The organism is Capnocytophaga sp. oral taxon 412 str. F0487 (genome assembly GCF_000271925.1).
GTDB lineage: Bacteria > Bacteroidota > Bacteroidia > Flavobacteriales > Flavobacteriaceae > Capnocytophaga > Capnocytophaga ochracea.
In genome coordinates this window covers 23,852-47,335 of sequence record NZ_AJZR01000059.1, presented here as the reverse complement: position 1 = coordinate 47,335, position 23,484 = coordinate 23,852, and the positions used below count along the sequence as shown (strand labels likewise).

The window sequence follows — 23,484 nt, the reverse complement described above, 5'->3', positions numbered from 1 at the left end:
TTGTGAATTGAAAATTATTTTATACTTTTGCCCCGACTAATTAATTCAATAACGAAATGGACTTAACAGCCTATCACTTTGTATCGCTGTTTCGCAATAATGTACAGCAATACCCACAGAAAGACGCTTTGATGGGAAGAGACGCTTCTTCTCATTGGAAAGGTATTACGTGGGAGACCTTAGGCAGTACCACAACCCTTTTATCTAAATCTCTGCTTTCATTGGGTATCCAGCCCCAAGAAACTGTAGGGATTCTTGCACAGAACACCCCACAATGGTCGCTTGCTGACCTTGCTTGCCTGCAAATACGTGCCATTCCGGTACCCATATATACTACAAATACCGCTAAACAAGCCCTCTACGTGATGAACCACGCTGAGGTGAAAGTGCTGTTTGTGGGCGATGAAAAGCAATACCACAAAGCTCTTGAAGTAGCCTCTCAGTGCCCCACTTTGCAAATGATTGTGGTATGTGATAACGAAGTGCCTCTTACTGAAAAACAGTATTCCATTCACTGGAATGACTTTTTGGCTCTCGGTAATAGTCCGCAGTATGATACAGAGTTAGACAAGCGCATTGCAGAACGCAATTTAGACGACCTTTTTACGATAATTTACACTTCGGGTACTACGGGTGAGCCCAAGGGAGTAATGCTCACTTATGAGAATTTAGCTTTCCAGATGGTAGGACATACCGAGCGCTTATCTACCGTAGATAACACTGATACGTCATTGGCTTTCTTGCCACTATCGCACGTATTTGAACGCGCGTGGACGTACTTCTGCCTTTACAAAGCAGTTACTGTTTATTACTTAGATGATACTAACTTAGTGCGCGAAGCTCTTGCTGAGGTGCGTCCTACCTTGATGTGTGCTGTACCGCGCTTTTACGAAAAGATATTTGCCACCGTACACGACCGAGCTGACGCATCGTCATTTGTAAAGCGTAAGCTCTTCCGCTTGGCAATAGCTACTGGTAAACGAGTTTTGACATTACGCGAGCAAGGTAAGAAACCGTCGTTTGTCTTACAGAAAGCTTATAACCTTTTTGATAAAATGGTGTATAAGAAACTGAAAGAGGCTCTTGGTGGACGCATTAAGTTTATGCCTTGTGGAGGGGCAAACCTCGAACCTAGTATCGGACGTTTCTTTCAGTCGATAGGTATTAACCTAAAATTAGGTTATGGGATGACCGAAACGACTGCTACTATATCTTGTTGGGGCGACGATCGTATCAACCCACAATCGGTAGGGAATGTGATGCCTAATGTACAAGTGCGGATAGGAGAGGAGAACGAGATATTGGTAAAAGGAGGAATGGTGATGAAGGGTTACTACAAGAACCCAGAAGAAACCGCCAAAGCTTTTACTCCTGATGGTTATTTGCACACGGGTGATGCGGGTAATTTGGACGGTAATAATAATCTCTTTATCACCGAACGCATTAAAGAACTGATGAAGACCTCTAATGGCAAATACATTGCTCCACAGATGATTGAAGGCAAGGTTGGGAAGTATAACCTTATAGAACAAATAGCCGTGATTGCTGATGGTAAGAAATTTGTTTCTGCCCTTATTGTACCTAATTACGAGATGCTCTCACAAGCACTAAAAGACCTCAATATTAAGTGCAAAAACACGGCAGATATGATAAAGCACAGCCAAGTGATTGAGTATATAGGTAAGCAACTACAAAAATTTCAGAAAGACCTACCCGACTACGAGCAGATTAAGAAGTTTACGCTTCTGCCTTCGGCTTTCACTATTGAGCGTAATGAGATTACTCCTTCGCTTAAACTCAGAAGAAAAGTGATTTATGCCAATTATAGTCGTGAAATAGAGGCGATGTACAGGTAAAAATATTAGAGACTATCCGTAAAAGCATTGTTGTATTTTCTTATTTTGTACCTTTGCGCCCGATTTTTAATATTATCTGCTAATCGAAGAGTAATTTGTATGAAAAGATTCTTATTTATGGCAATATTAAGTTGCCTTGGTCTTGTGTTTGTACAATGTACCAAAACCGACACAGAACGTGTAGAAATTAAAGGAGAACGCGGTGAGCGTGGCAACTTAATCCTCTCAGGAATAGGCGTGCCTGATGCTTCTCAAGGAACGATAGGCGATTATTATCTCGACCTATCTACAGCCAATCTTTATGGAGCTAAAACAGCAAAAGGCTGGGGAACTCCTATTTCTTTAAAAGGCTTAAAAGGTGATGCGGGAGCTGATGGTGCGAATGGTACTAACGGTCAAGACGGGAAAGATGCCCCTGTACCTCAAATAAAGAATGGCTTTTGGTATATAGGTGAAACGAATACTCATATTAAAGCCCAAGGAGAAAAGGGTACTGATGGTACTAATGGCACCAACGGTCAAGACGGTCAAAACGGTCTTACGCCTCATATAGGATACAATGGTAATTGGTTTATAGGGAATCAAGATACTCATATAAAAGCTCAAGGAGACAAAGGAGAAACTGGTGCTACGGGTGCTACAGGAGCACAAGGACTTCCCGGTAAAGATGGCTCTAAAATATATTCAGGACAAGGCAAACCTGTGAGTCAAGGAGTAGAAGGTGATTACTATATCGATACTGAAGCTAAAATATTTTATGGACCTAAAACCAATATAGGTTGGCCTTCTACCGGTATTTCTCTTACCGCTCAACAAATGAGTGACACAGACTATGAACTTAGCACTGACGGAAAAATATTGCTAAAATGGAAAAATGAGAAAACACTTTTTATTGATATGAACACTGACCCTAAGCTTAAAGATGTAGAAATCATAGCTGACAATGCTTTTAACGCAGAAATAAATAAACTCACATACCAGTTGAGAACTTTCGTCATTGGGGATAAAGTAAAAGATATAGGGGCTAAGGCTTTCTATCTATGTACTAAATTGACAAGTATAGAAGTATCGAATGAGAATATAAGAAGAGAGATTACAAAAATAAAAACACAAACCTTTGCTAATTGTACTCATCTACAAAATGTAGATATTCCTTCAAGCGTTACTACTATTGAAGCAAGAGCTTTCACAGGTTGTAATAGACTTACAAGTGTTATACTTCCTGAAACAGTAAACAATATAGTAAATAATGCCTTTGCAAAGTGTGATAATTTGCATACCGTAATCATACGTAACCCTAATGCTTTTAGTATAGGCACTATGGCATTTAATCAAACACTGTTGCGCAACATTTATGTCCCTTCCAGGAAAGTAGAGGAATATAAAATATTAAACCCTCAATACAAAGATTTTATCAAATAAGATATAAACAAAAAAAGCTACCAATTCGGTAGCTTTTTTTATTACCTTTTATCTTTTACCTGTTACCTGAATAAACGCTTCTTCCAAATTAAATGCTTGCACTTCGGTAATAAGGTTTTGAGGTGTGTCTTCTTTTAGCAATTGTCCTTCGTTTAAAATACCTACACGGTCACAAAAATCCTGTGCCTCTTGTAAATGATGGGAGGTGTAAAGTATCGACATTCCTCCTCTGTTCAATTCCTTTAAATAATCGATAATAATATTTTTGGATTGCACATCCACCCCCACCGTAGGTTCGTCTAAGAAAAGCACCTCAGGGCTGTGCAATATACCCGCCACCAAGTTGATACGGCGTTTCATTCCCCCCGAAAAATGAGCAATTTTCTTATTGGCAACTGAGGCTAAGGCTACTCGTTCAAGGGCTTCGTCAGTGAGTGCTTTTAGTTGTTTGCCTTTGAGTCCATACAGGCTACCGAAATAATGCAAGTTTTCGCGAGCGGTAAGCGTAGGATACAAAGCGTATTCTTGCGGAACCACCCCTATTTTATACCTAAGGCTTGTATCTTTATAAGTAAGTCCTACAATAGAAAAACTCCCCATCGTAGGTTTGATACTCCCAAAAAGAATAGACATCAGGGTAGTTTTTCCTGCTCCATTAGGTCCTAAAATACCATAAATTTCTCCTCTTCTCACCTTAAACGTCACATCGTTCAAGGCAAGACTAGTGGCTTCTTTATATTGTTTGCTGAGGTGGGTTACCTCAATGGCATTGGGGGGTGTACTCATATTCTCAAAAGCTAAAAAGCGGGGCAAGTTAGTCAAAATATTGCAATTAGCAAAGTTTTTTGTACATTTGCAGGGTTTTAATAGGTAACAAGTAACACAATGAACGAAAATGTAACGCTTAGAATAGCAATGCCTCAGGATACTTTTGCTATTTGGGCAATCCTATCTGCTGCTATTGAGCGTCGCAAAGCCGATGGCAGTAACCAGTGGCAAGACGGCTACCCTAATGAAGAGGTTATAGCTAACGATATCGCCCATCAATATGGCTATGTACTCACAGAAGACAACGAAATATTAGGCTATGTTGCTCTCCTCATCAACAACGAACCTGCTTATGAGGCTATCAAGGGCGAATGGCTTACCAATGCCGACTTTATGGTATTTCATCGCGTAGCAATTTCGCCTGACTATTTGGGGTGTGGCTTAGCAAAGTTTCTTCTTCAAAAGATAGAAGAAATAGCTCACAATAAAGGCATTCCTTCTTTGCGAGCCGATACTAATTTCGATAATGCCCCGATGTTACACCTATTCGAAAAATTAGGCTATAAGTACTGCGGTGAAGTTACTTTCAGAGGTACTCCCCGCAAAGCCTTTGAGAAAAAACTATGAATCAAGAATTACTCACCTATTTAGAACATTTTATTACCGAAGAACGCAAGGAACGTTTTTTACAGGTAATAAGCGCGCGTACCAATCACTTTACGGTAGCGATGGAAGATGTATTCCAAATGCATAACACCAGTGCCGTAGTGCGCACTTGCGAAGTCTTTGGCGTACAACAAGCACACAGCATAGAAGGACGATTTGGCAAACGCCTTGATGCCAAAATAGCAATGGGTGCTCAAAAATGGGTAGACGTCTTCCGCTATAACGACACCCAAAGTTGTATCGATGCCCTCCGTGTCCAAGGTTACCAAATTGTGGCGACAACCCCACACAAAGACGCTTATTTCCTCAACGACTTCGATATTAGTAAAAAGAGTGCTTTCTTCTTTGGTACAGAAAAAGAAGGGCTTTCCCAGCAAGTACTCTCACAAGCTGATACATATTTAAAAATTCCAATGGTAGGTTTTACCGAAAGTTTGAATATCTCGGTAGCGGTAGCCATTGTCCTGCAACAGCTTACTGATAAACTCCGCCGTAGCCAAGTAGCTTGGCAACTCACCGATGAAGAACGCCTCAGCACTCTTATCAATTGGACAAAGAAATCCATTCGCAACGTAAAAGATGTGCTAAAACGCTACGAAGAACTCACCGCTCAAAAATAAAAACCTTCAATAAACTTCCTTCTATCTTCGCATTAACTACAAGAAATCTTCATCATTTCTTTGTTCATTCTTTTCCTTCTTGCCTGCCCTGCTACGACTGCCCGTGCGGTTTGCACCGTCTTTTGTATGAACTTTGCCGAAGTTTCAAACATTGCCAAAGTTGAATTCCAACTAATAACCTTCTTCTTATCTCTATCTTAGATTCGCCTTACCTTCATCATAGGTTCGTTTTCTGTTCATCATTCCTTCGTCTTTTGTTCGTTGTAGAGCCACTGTAGAGCCACTGTAGAGCCACTGTAGACCCACTGAAAAGCCACTCATCGTTCGATTATCCTATAAGCTTTGTATAATCCTCCTCCAATTTCACCATTAACCATTAACCATTAACAACACTTCCCATTTTCTGATTTTCAAATTCGCTAATTTTCTAATCTTTATTTGGCATTTCTGGTATTTAAGGTATTACAATTTCTTCACTCATTTTTTTCACAATTCGTAATCCGTAATTTGTAATTATTTTGTACCTTTGCACCGAGAAGAGATTTTTAACCATTTACAGAAATGAATACTATAACAAAAACAAACTTTAAATTCCCTAAACAAAAAACCGTTTACAGAGGGAAAGTGCGTGATGTGTATCAACTTAAAGATGATACCCTCATTATGATTGCTACCGACCGTATTTCGGCTTTCGATACCATTCTACCCAAAGGTATTCCTTACAAAGGTCAGATATTAAATCAAATGGCTGTGAGTTTCTTGCAACAAACCGAAGATATTGTACCTAATTGGCTTATTGCTTCTCCTGACCCTAATGTTTCTATTGGTCAAGTATGCGAACCGCTAAAAGTGGAAATGGTCATTCGCGGTTATCTTGCAGGACACTCGGCTCGTCTCTACAAAAATGGCGTTCGCAAACTATCGGGCGTCCCCTTGCCAGAAGGCTTGCGAGAGTTCGATATGTTCCCACAACACCCCATTATTACTCCGGCTACCAAAGCCGAACAAGGCTTGCACGACGAAGATATTTCTCGTGAAGACCTCATTCGCAAAGGAATTGTAAGCGAGGAAGACTATCGATTGATGGAAAAATACACCTACGCACTCTTTGCTCGCGGTACTGAAATCGCCTCTAAACACGGACTCATCTTAGTAGATACTAAATACGAATTCGGTAAAACTCGCGATGGCGAAATAGTGCTCATCGACGAAATTCACACCCCCGATTCCTCTCGTTATTTCTATAAAGAAGGCTATGACGAACGACAAGAAAACGGTGAACCCCAAATACAGCTCTCCAAGGAGTTCGTACGCCAGTGGCTCATTTCGAAGGGCTTTCAAGGTGAAAAAGGACAAAAAGTACCTACGATGACTGATAAGTATGTACAATCCGTTTCTGAGCGTTATATAGAGCTCTACGAGAATATTATGGGCGAGAAATTCCTCCCCGCCGATACTTCCGATATAGAGAACCGCATCTACGACAACATAATGCGATTTTTGCAGAATCAATAATCAATGAAAAAAGGTCGCTTTTGCGCCCTATACTTTACCAAAGTTGAATAGCGCTCGTTAATTGTTAATTGTCAATTGTCAATTGTTAATTGAACCACGATGTCTACATATCATTAGGAAGTAACTTAGGAAATCGTAAAGCCTACCTGCAACAAGCCATTGAAGGCATTGCGATGCGGGTGGGTACTATTGTCGATATAGCCCCTGTTTACGAAACACCCTCGTGGGGTTTTTCGGGGGAAGCTTTCCTGAACACCTGCTTGCTATGTCGTACCTTTCTATCACCTGAGGAAGTATTAGTACAGCTCTTGCAAATAGAACAAGAACTCGGGCGAGAGCGTATGCCTCAGTCTAAAGGCTACCAATCACGCACTATCGACCTCGATATTCTTTTCTACGACGATAAAGTTATTAATACCGAAGTGCTCACCGTGCCTCATCCTCTCTTGCATCGCCGTAAGTTTGTGCTGAAACCTTTAGCAAATATCGACGACCTCAAAGTACACCCTGTACTCAAAAAAACGATTGCCGAACTCCTTCGTACTACCGATGATACTTCACCCGTGCAACGTCTTACCGACCAGCTGTCGTTTCCTGCACAAAAATCACCTTTCTTGAATTATAAGTACATTGCTATTGAGGGGAATATAGGTTCTGGAAAGACCACTTTGGCGACTAAAATAGCCGAAGACTTCAATGCAAAGCTCATCTTAGAACAGTTTTCCGATAATCCTTTCTTGCCTAAATTCTACGAGAACCCTAAACAATACGGTTTTACGTTGGAGATGTCGTTCCTTACCGAACGCTACCAGCAAATGTGTGAACAGTTAGCACAAATGGACTTGTTCAAGGAGTTCGTCGTCTCCGATTATGATATCTTCAAATCACTTATCTTTTCTAAGGTAACTCTTACCGATGATGAATTTGTGTTGTACCGTAAGCTTTTTTACATTCTTTATAGCCAAATCATCAAACCCGATTTGTATGTATTCCTCTATCAAAATACCGACCGTCTTATTGAGAACATCAAGAAGCGTGGCAGGGAGTACGAACAAAACATCTCCCCCGATTATCTGAAAAAGATACACTATGGCTATTTAGATTTCATACAGAAGAATACCGCTATGAATTCTCTTATCATTGATGTAACCGACCTCGATTTTGTAAAACACTACACTCATTACGAGTATATTATAGAAAAGATACGCGAGAATTAATTTTCAGTATACACTTTGTCAAAGTTTTAAATTTTGGCAAAGTTGAATAACTTTTATTTTGATAAATCCACTCTAAAAATACGGTTTTCTATGCATTATAAGTATCCAAATGAAGAAACACAATATGGTTTATACCAATTGGATAGTTTATAAAAGAGTAGACAAAATACTATTTCTCCTAATTAGCTAATTCACAAATTAGCTAATTTGTCAATTATTCGTATCTTTGCCCCCGATTTTTAAACTACAACAAAATGTCAGCAGTTAGAAAAGAATACAAACGAGTAACTACCAAATCGGTAGTAGAGATGAAAGCCAATGGCGAGAAGATTTCGATGCTTACCGCCTACGATTATACATTTGCTAAGCTATTAGATAGTGCCGGTATCGATGTGCTATTGGTAGGCGACTCCGCCAGCAACGTAATGGCAGGTCACGAAACTACCCTCCCTATCACTTTAGACCAAATGATTTATCACGCCTCATCAGTAGTACGTGGGGTGAGTCGCGCCCTTATAGTGGTAGATTTGCCTTTTGGTACTTACCAATCCGACCCTAAAAAGGCGTTGCGCTCAGCTATTAGAATAATGAAAGAAAGTGGGGCTCACGCAATTAAATTGGAGGGAGGTAAAGAGGAAGCCGAGAGCATCAAGCGCATCGTAAATGCGGGTATTCCAGTAATGGGACACTTGGGGCTCACTCCTCAATCTATTCACCAGTTTGGTTCATTCGCTTTGCGTGCTAAAGAAGAAGCCGAATCTCAAAAACTCAAAGAAGATGCTAAGTTATTAGAACAATTGGGTTGTTTTGCTATTGTATTAGAGAAAATCCCTGCTACATTGGCTGAAGAAGTAGCCAAGAGTGTGCATATTCCCATTATAGGGATTGGGGCTGGTAGTGCAGTAGACGGGCAAGTATTGGTGATGCAGGATATGCTGGGTATGAGCAATGAATTCCAACCTCGTTTCTTGCGCAAATATGCTAATTTGCAAGAAGTGATTACTAATGCCGTATCGCATTACATCGAAGACGTAAAAAGCGTCGATTTTCCTAACGAAAAAGAACAGTATTAATGTTCCGTCATCAAGGTAAAAAACGTACCGCCAAACACAATCTACAAATAGCCGTAGTGCTCTCATTCGTTGCAGGAATGGTGAACGTTACCGGCTTTTTGTTTGTGGGTAAACTTACCACCAATGTTACGGGACATTTTGCATATTTTATCTATGATGTGTCGGTAGCTGAGTTTTGGAAAGGGCTCATTTACTTTCTCTACATCTTCGCTTTCCTCATAGGTTCCTTCACTTCGGGCTTGCTCATCGAGAATGCTAATTATCATCGCACTCAGAACAAGTATCTCAAGCCTACACTCTTGGAGTGTTTGGCTTTGTTATCGGTAGTAGGGTTACACGCTTTTTCTTCCAATGATATTCCCGCCGATGTTACTGCTTGTATCTTGCTCTTTGCAATGGGCTTGCAGAATGCTTTTGTGACTAAAATCTCTAACTCGGTAGTGCGCACTACCCACCTTACAGGTCTCTTCACCGATTTAGGTATCGAACTCGCCCAAAGGCTCTACCTGAAACGCAATCACTACGAGAACCAGCATACTCATTTGAAGAATACCATTCGTCTGCGACTCTTTATCATTGCGTTCTTTTTTTTGGGGGGATTTAGTGCGGGGTATTTTTATATTGCACAAGGTTTTTCAATATATACTCTGCTCATTTCGGTAGTCATTCTTCTCTTAGGTCTTTTCTACGACGGAATGCGCTTTTTCTATTTCACTAATAAACGACATTATGAAACTTATCACAAACGCCGAAAACGTAGACGTGCTTTACGAAGACAATCACGTTATCGCCGTAAACAAGCGAGTAGGCGACATAGTTCAGGGCGACAAGACGGGGGACACTCCGCTTAGCGATATTGTCAAACAATACCTTAAACAAAAATATAACAAACCTGGGGAGGTATTCCTTGGAGTGGTACATCGCTTAGATCGCCCTACTACGGGAGTGGTGCTCTTTGCCAAAACCTCTAAAGCTCTCGCACGCCTCAATACGATGTTTGCTAACAAGCAGGAAGTACAGAAAACCTATTGGGCGTTGGTAGATGCAAAACCTCCTGTCGAGGAAGATAAACTTACCCATTGGTTGGTGCGTAATGAAAAGCAAAACAAGTCAGTAGCATATAATAAAGAAATGCAGCAAAGCAAGAAAGCTGTATTACATTATAAGTTATTGAAATCGTATGAACGTTATTACCTATTAGAAATTGACCTTATTACGGGGCGCCATCACCAGATAAGAGCGCAATTAGCTGCCATAGGATTGCACATCAAAGGAGACCTAAAGTACGGCGCTAAACGTTCCAATCCCGATGGAGGTATCTGTCTTCACGCTTATAGCCTGAGCTTTGTTCACCCTGTAAAGAAAGAGCCTATTAAGATTATTGCAAAAGCCCCTTTCTCTTTCTTGTAGTTAATTGCTAATTCGTATAGCTTAGAGTCATAAAATTTTTACAATTTCATTTATACTTTCTTCTTCAGTAAGATTATCCATAGGGATAATATAGTTAGCTTGCATATAAAAAGAGTTGCGTTCAAACAGATGTTTGCGAATGAAATCCTCTAAATCAGCATCATTAATTTCAGAGAGTAGAGGGCGATACGGTTTTTCTTTAATAAGGCGTTTGGCTAAGGTTTTAGGTTGGTATTTTAGATAAATAGATAAAGAAGTAGCTTCTTTTATTAAAGCCATATTATTGCCAAAGCACGGTGTTCCCCCTCCTAAGGATAATATAAAGTCTTCCTCTTTTTGTAATAACTCCTTTAAATAAAGAGTTTCTTTTTTTCGAAAATAAATCTCTCCTTTACTACAAAAAATCTCTTGTACTGATAGCTTTTCACTTTCAGCAATATAAGAATCAAGGTCAATAAAAGGAATGTTTTTAAGGTGAGCTATAGCTTCTCCAAGAGTAGTCTTACCACTTCCCATATAGCCAAGTAAAATTATTTTCATATATAAGGTATTGTATAATAGATGTTTGAAATGTAATGCTAAAAATAAACTGCAAAAATAATACTTTTTTTCTTGTTACATAAGAAATTTGTTATATCTTTGCACCCGCAAAACAATAAAGACACTGAATTGTTATAATGACTCGGTAGCTCAGCTGGTAGAGCACGACACTCTTAATGTTGGGGTCCAGGGTTCGATCCCCTGCCGGGTCACAAGGGTTATACAATTTGTTTTTTTATTTTTAAGGGACTTGGTAGCTCAGTTGGTAGAGCACAACACTTTTAATGTTGGGGTCCTGGGTTCGAGCCCCAGCCAGGTCACAAGGGTTACACGTAAGCCTACGTGGAGAAATTGGTAGACTCGCCATCTTGAGGGGGTGGTGCTCGTTAGGGCGTGCTGGTTCGAATCCAGTCGTAGGCACAAAAAAAAAGACTACTTTATTGATAAAGTAGTCTTTTTTATTGTCTATATTTATATTTTTTTAATTATAGTACTTTTAAAGCACTTTCTTTAGTCCACCCTATTTTTCCATTAGCTAAACGAATTTTTATCCAGTCATTATTCTTTTCTATAATTTCTACTTTAGTACCTTCGTGAAGCTGCACTACTTCATTGCTATAAGAATTGGCTTCAGAAAATACCCGTACCGTTTTATCGAATAAGATAGCATATTTTTCACCGTCTACTTGCCTTTTATGAAAATCGGCGATGAAATAAGTACCTACTGCTACTGCTACTGATACGAACATCAAGGTGAAAAAGAGCCGTTTGAGGGCAGTTTGTTCTAAAAAGTAGTAACAAAAGAAACTCAATACAAATACTATTACTCCTATTATAGAGAGCACTGCCCACGTTTGCAAGCTAAACAAACCTGTAATAGCATCGGAGAGCTGGCGTAACCAAGTTTTAGGTAGGGGTGTAATAGCATCTACCTTCATTTGGTTTGCCAATAGGAGTCCGTTTTTAGCCTGTTGGTTTTTGGGGTTTAGCTGGAGGGCTTTCTCATAATAATAGATACTTTCAGGCACGTGATTCAGTTTGTAATAAGTATTTGCTAAATTATAGTACAAAGCTGATGATTCTTTACCAGACTTCAAAATTGATTTGTATTGGTCAATTGCATTTTGGTACTCTCCTTGGTCGTAATATTGGGTTGCTTTCTCGAAAGGATTTTCGTTAGTTTGAGAAAAAACAGAGAAAGAGAGCAATAGCAAGAGTGATATGATGATGTTGTTTTTCATTTTATTACTTGTTTTTCACTTGTTTGTCGAGGGCAGAGATTACTTGTACTGCCTCGCTAAAATCTTTTTCCATAGAAGCATCGGTGTGATGCTGAGAGTAGCGTGCCATTTCGCAATTAGCGAGTAATGCCATAAACTGAGCTACGGTAGCTTCAGTAGCTTTTCGGCTGAGCAATAGTTCAGTGATTTTATCTTTGCTCATTTCAGCTGTTTCAATTTTTAATTTAGCTTTTAAGTAATTGTGCAAGGCGCGTTCTAACGCTTCGTAGAAGGTACCTTTATCACCTAATTTACGTTTAGCTTCTCCTAGATATTTCTTCGCTAATCTATTGGCTACTCTTACTTTATTACCTTCGATATCTCCGGCTCTTTGCATTTTGATATGCCACCAGATAAGTACAATAGGGATAAGAAGCAAAGGCAAGAACAACCATAAATAGTAAGCTGTAGAACCAAAGAATACAGGTTGGTGCATTGGCTGAAGGTCAGCATTGGTTTGAAGACCTTCTGGTTTTAGAGGAATGTTATTACTATTAGCCGTGTCATTAGGCTGGTTTTCGGCTGTAGGACCTTCGGTTACATCTATCCAAATATCTTCGGTTTTTACAGTTTCATATTTCTGAGTATTAGGGTTGAAATACGAGAAAGAGAGTCCTGAAATAGGATATTTCCCTTTGTATTCAGGAACGATAGTATAGGTTTGTTCTAAGCGTCCTTTCATTCCGTTAAGAGAAGTATTGATGTCTTCTTTTTGTTCGGGAGTATATACTTCTAACGATGAAGGGAAAGTAGGCTTAGGTAAATCAAACAGTTTAAAATTGCCATTACCTGATACTTCTATTTTTAGTTGAGTACTTTCATTAGCTTTGAGTGTTTGTTTAGTAGCATTTACAGAAAAAGAGAAGTTACCGACTGCTCCTGAGAAGTTTTCAGGTTTTCCTTCCTCAGGTAAGGGTTTTATGTTTAAAACGCGACTACCAGAGCTTACTTTGCGTGATATTTCTTCATAGAAAGGACGCCCAAAGAAGTCTCGTTGTCCTGTAGGGGCATTGATAATAGCTTCTACAGACAGAGGCTCAAGAGTGATAGCGCCTGTTTTTTGAGGGTAAAGCACTATTCTTTTTACTACAATACAACGGTAGGAACGACCTTGATAAGAGCAATTTTCTACCTCATAATTTTGCAAACGTATGTCTTGACTCCAGAAGTTAGGGTATTTTGGCACTTCTAACAAACGCAGGTTACTAAGAGATATTTCTCCTCCTACATAAAGTCGATATACCACACTTACAGCTTCGTTAAGGTAAGGGTTGGGTTTTGAAACTTCGGCAAGAAGGAATAGGTTTTCACGTGCAATATCGTTAGTATTTCTGTCTATTGAGGGAGTTTTTACTGCCTCGGTAACAGTGATAGCTATGGGGTTTGTTTTATATGTTCTACCGTCAATTTCTATACTTGCTTGTCCTATGGTAAACTTACCTTTGGCAGTAGGTTGGAGAATGTAAATATAAGTTTTGGAGAAACTACTTACTCCATTAATCCACGATCTTGAAACCGATTGCGAAGGTCCCATTACTATGGTAAAACCGTGAAAGTTAGGCGGAGTAAAGTTATCGCCGTCTTTATTCATAGAGAATTCTATGCGCAAGCGTTCGTTAGCCCCTAATTGATTTTTACTCACTTCGGCTTTGAACTCTACTTGTTGTGCATAGAGACTTTGGATTAAGAAAGTTATAAAGAATATTATCTTGTATTTCATTTTAGCTTTTACTTATTAAAAGGGCGAATAGCCATTCGTCCCTACTACTACCAATCTTTTTCAGTTTTAGCGCGTTGCCCTTTTACTTTTTGAGCGTTAATTTTCTCTTGGGTTTTGCGCTCTTCGTTGTTCATTGCCTCCAAGATACGCTCCATTTGTTGTGGCGAAAGAGAAGAGGGACGTTGCTCACCTTGTCCTTGTCCGCTTTGGTTTTTATCCTGTTGGTTGTTTTGGTTAGGGTCTTTTTGGTCGTCGCCCTTGTCTTTGTTTTTATCCTGTTTATCGCCTTGATCTTTTTTATTATCTTTATTGTCTTTGTTGTCCTGATTATTCTTGTTATCTTGGTTTTTATTCTGGTTATTTTGGTTCTGTTGATTATTCTGATTTTGCTGGTTCTGTTGATTGTTTTGATTTTGTTGGTTGTTTTGATTTTGTTGGTTGTTTTTATCTTTATTGTTTTTGTTGTTTTGAGGTGGAGGTGGGTTTTGTTTAAGCATTTCTTTGGCTACTGCCAAATTGTAACGGGTTTCTTCATCTTTAGGATTATGACGCAAGGCTTCTTTATAAGAGAGCACTGCCTTTTCGTACTCTTTGTTCTTCATAAAGGCATTGCCTAAATTGTGGAAAGCCTTGTGTTTTTCTTCTTCAGTTATCTTATCGGAGGTTGAGGCGTTTTTAAGTCGGGAGAAAGCCTCGTCGTAACTCTTTTGTTGATAGTACATCGTACCGAGATTATACTGTGCAGTAGCGTTGTTTTTATCTTCGGCTATTGCTTTGCGATATTCTACTTCGGCTTGTACGGGTTTATCGCCTTTGAGAGCGGTGTTGCCCTCGTACGTATATTTTTTAGAGTTAGCAATTGCTTTTTGTGCCTCTTTTTCGGCTTTGGTTTGTGCAAAAGCAGAGAGGGATAGTAAGGATAATGTTATGTATAGAACGTTTTTCATAGTAGATTGTTTGTTTTCAACTTTGCCAAAGTTTTAAACTTTGGCAAAGTTCGGGACGCACTATTTGTCTTTTTCTTTTTCGTTGAATAGATTCAATTTCTTTACCCATTGGGTTTTGCGTTCAAAGATAGCGAGGTCTAAGATGAGCAAGAGCAAAGCTCCGCCTAAAAACCACTGAAATTGGTCTTTGAAATCTACAAATTTTTGGGTATCGAACTGACTTTTTTCAGTACCGTCTAATATCTTGTTAATTTGGCTTACTACTTTTTGGGTATTATCGCCGTCGAGGTATTCACCTCCTGCATTGATGGCTATCTGTTGCAAGAGTTCGCGGTTGAGTTTGGTAATCACCACTTCGCCATTGCGGTCGCGCTTATACGTTTGTTCGCCTCCGTCTTTGATAGGGATAGGAGCGCCTTTTTCGGTGCCGATACCTATGGTGTAGATATGTACTCCTTTTTCTTGTGCTTCGGTAGCGATTTCGGTAGCACCCATTTCGTGGTCTTCGCCATCGGTGAGGATAAAGAGCAAGCGCGCGGTGGGAGTATTCTCATCGAAATAGTTGCTTGCCATACGTATTGCTTCCTGAATGGCAGTTCCCTGAGAGGAAAGCATATCGGTGTTCATACCTTGTAGAAACATCTTAGCGGCAGAATGGTCGGTAGTGAGAGCGAGCTGAGGATAAGCGCTAGCTGCATAAGCTACGATACCTACACGGTCGCCTTTTAGCTGACTAATGGTTTCGAAAGCGATGCGTTTTGCCTTTTCCAAACGATTGGGGGCTACGTCTTCGGCAAGCATACTTTTAGAGACATCAATAGCAAAGACGATATCTACCCCTTCGCGTTTTACGGTTTCAATTTTTGTACCTATCTTGGGGTTAGCTAGGGCGATGCTCAGTAGCACAAGCACTACTGCCAAGACACTCCATTTCACCCAGAGTTTGAATCGCGAACGGTCAGGAGCTAAACGCCTAAGGGCAGGGGAGGAGGCAAATTGTCTTTGCAACCGACGTTTGCGAAGCATTGAAAGGGCAAAGATGATGAATAGCGGGATGAGTACCGCTATGAGCCAAAGATATATTTTTTCGTCGATATGAATCATAATTAGTTAAAAGATAAGAGTTAAGAGTTAAAAATCGCAAAGGCTTTTATTATTAACTTTTAATTCATAGCTGTTAATCAAATACTGCGCCAAAACGATGCAAAGATACAAAATAATTTATAAAATTAGAAAATGAGATGCGAGTTTGATTTAGAGGAATGAGGCTGTGCCTCAGAAATTAAACAAAATTTAAACAAAATCAAGGCTACGCCTTGTAAAGTAACTTTTGAGAATTAGCAAATTAGAAAATGAGAGAATGAGAAAATGGAGTGCGAGCTACAAGAAACGCGCCAGCGGAGGGTTTGTCAGTTTATTCAACTTTGCCAAAGGTGCGAGCCGCACAGGCAGTCGTAGCACGACGAGCAATTAATTTTGGCAAAGTGTGTGTCGCAAAAAAATGACACATCGGAGTTTTCGGAAGGAAACGGAATAGTTCGGAAGTAGGTCGAGAGGGATTTTGGTGAAAAAAGGCTATTAGGAGGGTGGGGGTAGCTTATAGAGAGCTTATAGGAAGCTTATACGAATCTTGGACGATTGGTATAGAAAGGGTATATAAGTAGTTGATTCATACTATAATACAATAGCACTAAAAATGTTAAAAACGGGGTTTCGAGGCGAAAGAAAAAGAATCCTCACCCCGTCCCTCTCCCAAGGAGAGGGGGTGTAATGACGAGGGACGGGTGACGAATGACGGAAGGAATATGGTGAAAACTTCTCGCTGGCTATCCTCAAAGGGGGAGATACGATGCAAAAGCGACAATTGAGACTTTGATGAATCTTAGTTGATTGTTATACAAGGGTTATTGGAGTGTTTAATAATCAGTGAATTATATTTTAAGGTTTTAGATTTTGATTATTTAGTTTGTCAATTCAAAAAATAGTTGTACCTTTGCGCCCTGAAAAAATTACGTAATAAAATTAGCATTGCAATGAAAAAAGAAATTCACCCAGAATCTTACCGTTTGGTGGCTTTCAAAGATATGTCGAACGACGATATCTTCATCACAAAGTCTACCGTAGAAACAAAAGAGACTATTGAAGTAGAAGGGGTTGAGTATCCATTAGTAAAATTAGAGATTTCTCGCACTTCGCACCCTTACTACACTGGTAAATCTAAACTTATCGACACAGCCGGACGTATTGATAAGTTTAAAAACAAATACGCTAAGTTCCAAAAATAACATAGCAACTTTTAAAAACCTCCTCACGGAGGTTTTTTTTCTTATGAAAATACTTTCGGTCTCTCTTCATAATATCGCTTCTATAGAAGGTCCCTTTACGCTTAATTTGGAAGCTGAACCCCTTAAATCGGTGGGGTTATTTGCTATTACAGGAGCGACAGGGGCAGGCAAATCTACCATTTTAGATGCTATTTGCCTTGCGCTTTATAACAATACCCCTCGCTTGGCAACTACAAAAAACTCGGTTGCTATTGCTGACGGCTCGGCTGAGGTGCAGGTGAATAATGTGAAGAACCTCTTGCGCAAAGGGGCGATTTCGGGCTATGCCAAAGTGGTATTTCAGGCGGTAGACGGCAAGACTTATGAAGCGGAATGGCAGGTACGCAGAGCCTATAACAAACTTTCGGGGGCAATTCAGCCTGAAACTTTGCAACTTACTTGCCTGACGGATAACCAACTGATTGCTGAGAACCGCAAGACATTGGTGCTCGAAAAGATAAAGGAATGCGTAGGCTTGACTTTTGACGAGTTTACCAAATCGGTGATTTTGGCACAAGGAGACTTTACGTCGTTCTTAAAAGCAAATGATGATAAGCGGTCGGATATCTTAGAAAAACTCACAGGTACGGAGATTTACACACGCATTTCTAAGCAAGTGTACGAACTCAACAAGCAACATAAAAACGAACTCCAACTCTTAGAAAAACAGCTCGAAAACATTGTTTTTTTAACGGAAGAGGAACGCAGTGCCTTAACCGAGCAACTTACAGCCGATGAAGAGAGGTTGAAAACCTTACAAGCATCGCTCGCTTCTTTAAAAGAACAACAACAGTGGTTTGACAATCAGAAGTTGTACACTCAGCAATGGCAAGAGGCTGTTGCCAATAAAGAAAAAGCCGAACAAGAGAAAACCTCGCAAGCGGAACGTTTTGGAGAGCTTGCTATCATAGAGCAATTACAAGCCATAAAAGGGGATATCCTCACCGAGCAAAGGGAAAAAGAACTATTAGCAACCGCTCAGCAACATTTGAAGGAAGCTACTACCGAAAAAGAACGGCTCACAGCTGATAAGGCTAAGGTATCCGAGCAAAAATTGCTAACCGAAAACGATTTGGCTACTGCCAAAAAGGCTTATGAAACTGCCAAACCTGCTATTGCCAGAGCAAAGGAATTGGACGTACGACTTGCAGAACTAACGCAGATTTTTGAGCAAAAACAGCAGCAACAAGAGGCAAAAAAGAGTGCTTTGCAAGCTAAAAAAGAGTCGCTTGAAAAAGTAACTGAACACATACAGAAAGGGGAGAGGTACATTCAGCAAGAAGAGCAGTGGCTCAACACTCACCCTGATGAAGCGCAGTTGTACCGCAATGCGTTGTGGCTCAAACAGCTTGTGGAAGAACAGCAACAACTCAATGAAAAACTAACTGCCCATAGCCAAGCAGAAGAACGCCTTAGACAACAACTTAATGAGCTGAAAGCACAATACCCTATACAGGCACTCCCCTCAACTGATATAGAGACGCTTGCCAAACAGCAGAAGGCTTATCTCACCGCCTTGCAAGTGTATCAGGCGGATAGAGAGATTGCCAAACATATCAAGCAATACACTGACGCAAAGGTTCAGGGAGAAGCGCTCTTACAAGAGATGCAAAACGCCCAAAGCCAAATATTGGAAACATTGCAACGTTTAAAAGCTGAGAAGATAGCCACCCAAATAGCTTGTGATACAGCGGAACGCATTTACCAAAGGGCACAAATAGAAAATACCAAAGATGTAGCGTTTTTGAGAGAACATTTGGTGGAAGGAGAAGCCTGCCCCGTATGTGGTTCGGTACACCACCCCAATGCTCATAAGGCAGTAGCTGAACACCTGATAGATACAGTGCAACAAGAATTTCTAACGGCTAAAAAACAATTAGAAACGCTTACCAAAGAGGTTATCACCAAAGAAACGGAGCTCAAAGAACTGCAAAAGCGTATAGAGAGTCAGACAGCACAAAACACAGAACGTACGGATTTATGGCAACAAGAGAGCGAACGCTTGTCGCAATCAGTGTATTATACGACCTATCCTTCTGTGAGAATAGAAGAATATATCACGGATAAGATAGCAAAAACAGAACATCTTTTAGCGGAAAACGAGCGTCTTTTTGAAGTCCTCAACCGACTCAAATCGCTTACTGATGAGCTGAATACCCTTGCGAAAGACGCTGAAAATTACGAGCAACAACGGCAAAAATACAGTCAGCAATTACAGAGCTTACAACTTTCGGACGCTTGGCTCAACCTTTGGAAAACTGATATTGTGCAATTTCAAAACCAAATCACCACTGCTAAAACCGACTGGGAAGCGCATTCGGCTTGTATCGAGAAATACAAAAAGCGCCTTGCTGAACTCACCCAAGAGCGCACCGAGCTCGCCTCCTCACAACAAGTACTCCGTCAAGAGCTCACCGAATTGACAGTGGCAATCGATAAAGAGCAAGCACAATTGCAAACGCTGAAAGAAGAACGTGCGAGATTGTTAGAAGGAAAATCGGTTCAAGTAATAGAAGAGAGTTACCAACAGCAGTTAGAGCGATTAACAACTCTTTCAGAGCAAACGCAACAGCAATATAACGCTATTTTATTGGAGATGACGGCTAACGAAAAAAACTTAGAGACCTTAGCGACGCAACAACAGCAATCGCAAGCTCATATAGCCGAGGCAACTCACAAAATAGAAGAATGGCTTACAGCCTACAAACCTGCTCAAATAGAGCATATAAGAAGCAAAATGCAAGAGTGGGCGAATCGTTCTCACGAATGGCTACAATCAGAGCGCCAAGCCCTTCAATCCTTAAATGACCGCATTGCACAATACAATACCATTGCGAATGAAAAACAGCAAGCGCTTGAAACACTAAAAGAAAAAAGACCACTCAACCTTACAGAAGAAGATATCGTTCAGCAGTTGGCTGAACAGACAGCAGAAGAAGATACCTTGCGCGATGCGGTAGTCACTCAAAAGAGTCGGCTTTTAAATGATGAGCAACAGCGAGCAATAGCAGTTGAGTTGCACACAGCCAAAGAAGAAAAGGAAAAACTCGCTCATCGTTGGAGCTTGCTCAACGACCTGATAGGAAGTAGTACAGGTAATGCGTTTCGCAAATACGCGCAGGAGTACACTTTGGATATGCTCTTGCAATATGCTAATGTGCAGATGCGCTACCTCAATAGACGCTACACCCTGCAACGCATTCCTAACTCTCTTAGTCTGCAAGTGATAGACAATGATATGGGAGCTGAGGTACGGTCGGTATACTCACTTTCAGGAGGAGAATCGTTTTTGGTGTCCTTGGCTTTAGCTTTGGCACTTTCGTCTCTTTCATCTACCAAAATGAACGTAGAAACCCTCTTTATAGACGAAGGTTTTGGTTCTTTAGACTCTGAGACACTTTCAGTAGCCTTAGATGCCTTAGAGAGTTTGCAAAATCAAGGGAAGAAAGTGGGAGTTATCTCTCACGTGCAGGAGATGGTAGAGCGTATTGCTGTGAAAGTAGTGGTACAGAAGGAAGGTAATGGAAAGAGTAAGATAGTGGTTAGTAATTGATTATGAAAAGAATATATACTATAGGACATTCCACACATACATTGGAAGAATTTATAGAGATGTTACAATCGTTTGAGATACAACATTTAGTTGATATCAGAGGGTTACCAGGCTCTAACAAATATCCGCAATTTAATAAAGAAAACTTAGAGGTAGTATTACCCGAAATTGGAATAGCCTATACCCATCTCACGTTATTAGGTGGTAGACGTAAAGTACATAAAGACTCTAAGAATACTCGTTGGCATAACGAGTCCTTCCGAGCTTATGCTGATTATATGGAGACTTATGATTTTGAAAAAGGTATTGCTCAACTCATTGCTATAGCTGAAAAAGAAACTACTGCTTATATGTGTGCAGAGGCTGTTTGGTGGCGTTGTCATAGGTCGATGGTATCAGATTATTTGAAAGTCAAGGGTTGGCAAGTAAATCATATTATGGCAATAGGTAAGGAAGAACCTCATAGATACACCGCTCCTGCTCGTATTATAGGAGACAGAGTAGTGTATTACGATGATGGAGAGATTTTAAGTCTCTAACACAATAAATCAGATATAGAAAAAGATTAGAGAAAATCTTTATTAAAAGAACTGTGAAAAAGTATGTAAACATTAAAAGAATACGATGAAAGTAAAAGACATAACTAAAGTTCTTGAAACTCTTGCACCACTTGATTATGCTGAGAGTTTTGACAATGTAGGCTTATTGGTAGGTGACGCCAATGCCGAAGTAACAGGAGTTCTCATCACCTTAGATACATTAGAAGCTGTGGTAGAAGAAGCTATTGAAAAGAATTGTAATCTTATTGTTAGTTTCCACCCGATTATCTTCAGTGGGCTTAAGTCGCTTACAGGGAAGACCTATGTGGAACGAGTAGTGATGAAAGCGATTCGACATCAGATAGCTATTTACAGTATGCATACGGCTTTGGACAATCAGCTGTTAGGAGTGAATGCTTCTATTGCTGACCGTTTAGGATTACACAATCGCTCCATACTTATTCCACAGTCTAATGTTATTAGAAAACTTATTACCTATGTTCCAAAAGCCAATGCTGAAAAGCTACGTAAAACGCTCTTCGAAGCAGGAGCGGGGAATATAGGCAACTATGCGGAATGCAGTTTCAATCTTGAAGGGAAAGGCACTTATAAGGGCAATGAATCTTCACACCCAACTATTGGTGAACCCAATGTATTTCACACAGAAGATGAAACACAAATAGGAGTTATTTTTCCCAAGCACTTACAATCTCAAATCCTAAAAGCACTTCACCAAAATCACCCCTATGAAGAGGTGGCTTATGAGATATATATACTCGAAAATGAGCACCAACATATAGGAATGGGTATGATAGGGGAATTTGGAACCCCGATGAGTGAGGCTGATTTCCTTGTTTATTTAAAAGAAAAAATGGAGGTAAGCTGTATTAGGTATTCAGCATTCAGGGGAAAAGAAGTGAAAAAAGTAGCTGTATTGGGAGGAAGTGGAGCTTTTGCAATAGAAGATGCTAAGCGAGCAGGAGCAGATGTTTTTGTGAGTGCAGACTTTAAATACCACGATTTTTTCAGGGCTGAGGGGAAAATATTATTAGCAGATATAGGTCATTTTGAAAGTGAACAATACATAAAATTTATTTTATTTGAGTATCTTTCAAAAAAAATTCCTACTTTTGCCCTCTCAATATCAAATGTAGATACAAATCCTATCAAATATTATTCATAGATATGGCACAAAAAGTGGATATAACCGTAGAAGAAAAATTAAGAGCATTGTATGATTTACAGCTCATCGATTCTAAGATTGATGAGTTACAGAACACTCGTGGAGAGCTTCCGTTAGAAGTTTCAGACCTTGAAGATGAGGTAGAGGGTTTAAAAAAACGTCACGTAAAGTTTAAAGAAGAGTTAGACGAATTGCAGGCAGGAATTGCTGAGAAGAAGGCAAAAATTGAAGAGGCAAAAGCCCTTATTAAAAAATATACTACCCAGCAAAAGAATGTACGTAACAATCGTGAATATACCTCTCTTTCTAAAGAGATAGAATTTCAAGAGTTAGAAGTACAGTTGGCAGAAAAACGCATTAAAGAAGGTAAAGCGCAAGTAGACCAAAAGAAAGAGGCTATTAAGCAAGTAGATGAGCGCAAAGCCCAACGTGATGCGCACCTCAAGCACAAAAAAGCTGAACTTGATTCTGTTTTGGCAGAAACTGAGAAAGAGGAAGAATTTTTAAGAGAAAAAGCAGAAGAGTATGCGGCTAAAATTGAAGAGCGTTTGCTAAAAGCCTATCAACGCATTCGCAGTAGTGTGATGAACCGTTTAGCAATAGTGCCAATTCAGCGTGGAGCCTCTGGAGGTTCTTTTTTTGCTATTCCACCACAAGTACAAGTAGAAATTGCCTCTCGTAGAAAGATTATTACTGATGAGCACAGTGGACGAATCTTGGTAGATGCAGCTTTAGCTGAAGAAGAAAGAGAAAAGATGGAAACTTTGTTTAAAAGTTTTAAAGCATAGAAGATAAGTAATGAGGAAACTAATTATATTAAGAAAAATGAGTCCAGCGATCACTGGACTCAT

The 23,484-nt window shown here is 40.0% G+C and carries 21 protein-coding genes and 3 tRNA genes; 17 read left to right on the top strand and 7 right to left on the bottom strand.

Annotation, left to right across the window (positions count from 1 at the left end):
• Positions 1-56 precede the first annotated feature (56 nt).
• Positions 57-1,856, top strand: coding sequence for an AMP-dependent synthetase/ligase (locus HMPREF1321_RS10060; RefSeq protein WP_009422470.1), 1,800 nt, complete (start codon positions 57-59; stop codon positions 1,854-1,856).
• A gap of 99 nt (positions 1,857-1,955) precedes the next feature.
• Positions 1,956-3,278 carry a leucine-rich repeat domain-containing protein gene (locus tag HMPREF1321_RS10055; RefSeq protein WP_050977217.1) on the top strand — a complete coding sequence of 441 codons (1,323 nt, stop codon included), beginning with the start codon at positions 1,956-1,958 and terminating at the stop codon, positions 3,276-3,278.
• A 48-nt stretch (positions 3,279-3,326) separates the two neighbouring features.
• Here the strand turns inward: HMPREF1321_RS10055 and HMPREF1321_RS10050 are convergent, their stop codons facing one another.
• The gene (locus HMPREF1321_RS10050; protein ID WP_015782628.1) at positions 3,327-4,064 is read right to left on the bottom strand and encodes an ABC transporter ATP-binding protein; all 738 of its coding nucleotides are present in this window, start codon (positions 4,062-4,064) and stop codon (positions 3,327-3,329) included.
• Positions 4,065-4,163: 99 nt separating this feature from the next.
• Here HMPREF1321_RS10050 and HMPREF1321_RS10045 point away from each other — a divergent pair, with 99 nt between their 5' ends.
• Together HMPREF1321_RS10045 and HMPREF1321_RS10040 are read left to right on the top strand one after the other, a co-directional pair.
• The gene (locus HMPREF1321_RS10045) at positions 4,164-4,673 is read left to right on the top strand and encodes a GNAT family N-acetyltransferase (RefSeq protein ID WP_009422474.1); all 510 of its coding nucleotides are present in this window, start codon (positions 4,164-4,166) and stop codon (positions 4,671-4,673) included.
• Positions 4,670-5,332, top strand: a complete 663-nt coding sequence (locus HMPREF1321_RS10040; RefSeq protein WP_009422489.1) for a TrmH family RNA methyltransferase — start codon at positions 4,670-4,672, stop codon at positions 5,330-5,332. Before HMPREF1321_RS10045 ends, HMPREF1321_RS10040 begins: the two co-directional genes overlap by 4 nt.
• A gap of 192 nt (positions 5,333-5,524) precedes the next feature.
• On the opposite strand, the gene HMPREF1321_RS12360 is transcribed toward HMPREF1321_RS10040, so the two are convergent.
• On the bottom strand, positions 5,525-5,653 hold the full coding sequence (locus HMPREF1321_RS12360) for a hypothetical protein (RefSeq protein WP_009422498.1): 129 nt from the start codon (positions 5,651-5,653) through the stop codon (positions 5,525-5,527).
• A gap of 240 nt (positions 5,654-5,893) precedes the next feature.
• Here HMPREF1321_RS12360 and HMPREF1321_RS10035 point away from each other — a divergent pair, with 240 nt between their 5' ends.
• The 5 genes from HMPREF1321_RS10035 (at position 5,894) to HMPREF1321_RS11265 (ending at position 10,547) form a co-directional block, all read left to right on the top strand.
• Positions 5,894-6,847 (top strand): phosphoribosylaminoimidazolesuccinocarboxamide synthase, encoded by a 954-nt coding sequence (locus HMPREF1321_RS10035; protein ID WP_009420666.1) that lies wholly within the window; start codon positions 5,894-5,896, stop codon positions 6,845-6,847.
• An 89-nt stretch (positions 6,848-6,936) separates the two neighbouring features.
• On the top strand, positions 6,937-8,064 hold the full coding sequence (gene folK / locus HMPREF1321_RS10030) for a 2-amino-4-hydroxy-6-hydroxymethyldihydropteridine diphosphokinase (protein ID WP_009422479.1): 1,128 nt from the start codon (positions 6,937-6,939) through the stop codon (positions 8,062-8,064).
• Between the two features lie 254 nt (positions 8,065-8,318).
• Entirely contained in the window at positions 8,319-9,137 is an 819-nt protein-coding gene (gene panB, locus HMPREF1321_RS10025) for a 3-methyl-2-oxobutanoate hydroxymethyltransferase (RefSeq protein WP_009422495.1), read from the top strand.
• Positions 9,137-9,988, top strand: coding sequence for a YoaK family protein (locus tag HMPREF1321_RS10020; protein ID WP_009422476.1), 852 nt, complete (start codon positions 9,137-9,139; stop codon positions 9,986-9,988). Before panB ends, HMPREF1321_RS10020 begins: the two co-directional genes overlap by 1 nt.
• Positions 9,900-10,547 carry an RluA family pseudouridine synthase gene (locus HMPREF1321_RS11265; RefSeq protein WP_050977216.1) on the top strand — a complete coding sequence of 216 codons (648 nt, stop codon included), beginning with the start codon at positions 9,900-9,902 and terminating at the stop codon, positions 10,545-10,547. The genes HMPREF1321_RS10020 and HMPREF1321_RS11265 overlap by 89 nt, the downstream gene beginning before the upstream one ends.
• A 27-nt stretch (positions 10,548-10,574) precedes the next feature.
• Here the strand turns inward: HMPREF1321_RS11265 and HMPREF1321_RS10015 are convergent, their stop codons facing one another.
• The gene (locus HMPREF1321_RS10015) at positions 10,575-11,087 is read right to left on the bottom strand and encodes a shikimate kinase (RefSeq protein WP_034576021.1); all 513 of its coding nucleotides are present in this window, start codon (positions 11,085-11,087) and stop codon (positions 10,575-10,577) included.
• A 139-nt stretch (positions 11,088-11,226) separates the two neighbouring features.
• On the opposite strand from HMPREF1321_RS10015, the gene HMPREF1321_RS10010 reads away from it, so the two are divergent.
• From HMPREF1321_RS10010 to HMPREF1321_RS10000, 3 genes are all read left to right on the top strand, one after another.
• Positions 11,227-11,299 (top strand) — tRNA-Lys (locus HMPREF1321_RS10010).
• A gap of 35 nt (positions 11,300-11,334) precedes the next feature.
• A tRNA-Lys gene (locus HMPREF1321_RS10005) sits at positions 11,335-11,407 on the top strand.
• A 16-nt stretch (positions 11,408-11,423) separates the two neighbouring features.
• Positions 11,424-11,507, top strand: a tRNA-Leu gene (locus HMPREF1321_RS10000).
• Between the two features lie 65 nt (positions 11,508-11,572).
• Here HMPREF1321_RS10000 and HMPREF1321_RS09995 read toward each other — a convergent pair.
• The 4 genes from HMPREF1321_RS09995 to HMPREF1321_RS09980 are packed head-to-tail and all read right to left on the bottom strand — an operon-like array spanning position 11,573 to position 16,138.
• Positions 11,573-12,328, bottom strand: coding sequence for a tetratricopeptide repeat protein (locus HMPREF1321_RS09995; protein WP_009420661.1), 756 nt, complete (start codon positions 12,326-12,328; stop codon positions 11,573-11,575).
• A 4-nt stretch (positions 12,329-12,332) separates the two neighbouring features.
• Entirely contained in the window at positions 12,333-14,087 is a 1,755-nt protein-coding gene (locus tag HMPREF1321_RS09990; protein ID WP_009422488.1) for a BatD family protein, read from the bottom strand.
• A gap of 47 nt (positions 14,088-14,134) precedes the next feature.
• On the bottom strand, positions 14,135-15,034 hold the full coding sequence (locus tag HMPREF1321_RS09985) for a tetratricopeptide repeat protein (RefSeq protein WP_009422492.1): 900 nt from the start codon (positions 15,032-15,034) through the stop codon (positions 14,135-14,137).
• A gap of 60 nt (positions 15,035-15,094) precedes the next feature.
• Positions 15,095-16,138 (bottom strand): VWA domain-containing protein, encoded by a 1,044-nt coding sequence (locus HMPREF1321_RS09980; protein WP_009411730.1) that lies wholly within the window; start codon positions 16,136-16,138, stop codon positions 15,095-15,097.
• A 929-nt stretch (positions 16,139-17,067) separates the two neighbouring features.
• On the opposite strand from HMPREF1321_RS09980, the gene HMPREF1321_RS09975 reads away from it, so the two are divergent.
• The 5 genes from HMPREF1321_RS09975 (at position 17,068) to HMPREF1321_RS09955 (ending at position 23,421) form a co-directional block, all read left to right on the top strand.
• The gene (locus HMPREF1321_RS09975; RefSeq protein WP_002671135.1) at positions 17,068-17,319 is read left to right on the top strand and encodes a type B 50S ribosomal protein L31; all 252 of its coding nucleotides are present in this window, start codon (positions 17,068-17,070) and stop codon (positions 17,317-17,319) included.
• Positions 17,320-17,362: 43 nt separating this feature from the next.
• Positions 17,363-20,911: an AAA family ATPase gene (locus tag HMPREF1321_RS09970; RefSeq protein ID WP_009422491.1), complete on the top strand. Its 3,549-nt coding sequence runs from the start codon at positions 17,363-17,365 to the stop codon at positions 20,909-20,911.
• Between the two features lie 2 nt (positions 20,912-20,913).
• Positions 20,914-21,450 (top strand): DUF488 family protein, encoded by a 537-nt coding sequence (locus HMPREF1321_RS09965; protein WP_009422472.1) that lies wholly within the window; start codon positions 20,914-20,916, stop codon positions 21,448-21,450.
• Between the two features lie 85 nt (positions 21,451-21,535).
• Positions 21,536-22,633: a Nif3-like dinuclear metal center hexameric protein gene (locus HMPREF1321_RS09960; protein WP_009422484.1), complete on the top strand. Its 1,098-nt coding sequence runs from the start codon at positions 21,536-21,538 to the stop codon at positions 22,631-22,633.
• A 2-nt stretch (positions 22,634-22,635) separates the two neighbouring features.
• Positions 22,636-23,421 (top strand): zinc ribbon domain-containing protein, encoded by a 786-nt coding sequence (locus HMPREF1321_RS09955; RefSeq protein WP_002671132.1) that lies wholly within the window; start codon positions 22,636-22,638, stop codon positions 23,419-23,421.
• The last annotated feature ends 63 nt before the right edge of the window (positions 23,422-23,484 follow it).

What these genes read in the sequence shown, in the direction of transcription:
- HMPREF1321_RS09960 (WP_009422484.1), top strand. Translation starts at nt 21,536, where the DNA reads ATGAAAGTAAAAGACATAACTAAAGTTCTTGAAACTCTTGCACCACTT.
- HMPREF1321_RS09990 (WP_009422488.1), bottom strand. Translation starts at nt 14,087, where the DNA reads ATGAAATACAAGATAATATTCTTTATAACTTTCTTAATCCAAAGTCTC.
- HMPREF1321_RS10040 (WP_009422489.1), top strand. Translation starts at nt 4,670, where the DNA reads ATGAATCAAGAATTACTCACCTATTTAGAACATTTTATTACCGAAGAA.
- HMPREF1321_RS10020 (WP_009422476.1), top strand. Translation starts at nt 9,137, where the DNA reads ATGTTCCGTCATCAAGGTAAAAAACGTACCGCCAAACACAATCTACAA.
- HMPREF1321_RS09985 (WP_009422492.1), bottom strand. Translation starts at nt 15,034, where the DNA reads ATGAAAAACGTTCTATACATAACATTATCCTTACTATCCCTCTCTGCT.
- HMPREF1321_RS09965 (WP_009422472.1), top strand. Translation starts at nt 20,914, where the DNA reads ATGAAAAGAATATATACTATAGGACATTCCACACATACATTGGAAGAA.
- HMPREF1321_RS10050 (WP_015782628.1), bottom strand. Translation starts at nt 4,064, where the DNA reads ATGAGTACACCCCCCAATGCCATTGAGGTAACCCACCTCAGCAAACAA.
- HMPREF1321_RS10015 (WP_034576021.1), bottom strand. Translation starts at nt 11,087, where the DNA reads ATGAAAATAATTTTACTTGGCTATATGGGAAGTGGTAAGACTACTCTT.
- HMPREF1321_RS09970 (WP_009422491.1), top strand. Translation starts at nt 17,363, where the DNA reads ATGAAAATACTTTCGGTCTCTCTTCATAATATCGCTTCTATAGAAGGT.
- HMPREF1321_RS09955 (WP_002671132.1), top strand. Translation starts at nt 22,636, where the DNA reads ATGGCACAAAAAGTGGATATAACCGTAGAAGAAAAATTAAGAGCATTG.
- HMPREF1321_RS09975 (WP_002671135.1), top strand. Translation starts at nt 17,068, where the DNA reads ATGAAAAAAGAAATTCACCCAGAATCTTACCGTTTGGTGGCTTTCAAA.
- HMPREF1321_RS10055 (WP_050977217.1), top strand. Translation starts at nt 1,956, where the DNA reads ATGAAAAGATTCTTATTTATGGCAATATTAAGTTGCCTTGGTCTTGTG.
- HMPREF1321_RS10060 (WP_009422470.1), top strand. Translation starts at nt 57, where the DNA reads ATGGACTTAACAGCCTATCACTTTGTATCGCTGTTTCGCAATAATGTA.
- HMPREF1321_RS12360 (WP_009422498.1), bottom strand. Translation starts at nt 5,653, where the DNA reads ATGAGTGGCTTTTCAGTGGGTCTACAGTGGCTCTACAGTGGCTCTACA.
- HMPREF1321_RS10035 (WP_009420666.1), top strand. Translation starts at nt 5,894, where the DNA reads ATGAATACTATAACAAAAACAAACTTTAAATTCCCTAAACAAAAAACC.
- HMPREF1321_RS09980 (WP_009411730.1), bottom strand. Translation starts at nt 16,138, where the DNA reads ATGATTCATATCGACGAAAAAATATATCTTTGGCTCATAGCGGTACTC.
- HMPREF1321_RS09995 (WP_009420661.1), bottom strand. Translation starts at nt 12,328, where the DNA reads ATGAAAAACAACATCATCATATCACTCTTGCTATTGCTCTCTTTCTCT.
- HMPREF1321_RS10045 (WP_009422474.1), top strand. Translation starts at nt 4,164, where the DNA reads ATGAACGAAAATGTAACGCTTAGAATAGCAATGCCTCAGGATACTTTT.
- panB (WP_009422495.1), top strand. Translation starts at nt 8,319, where the DNA reads ATGTCAGCAGTTAGAAAAGAATACAAACGAGTAACTACCAAATCGGTA.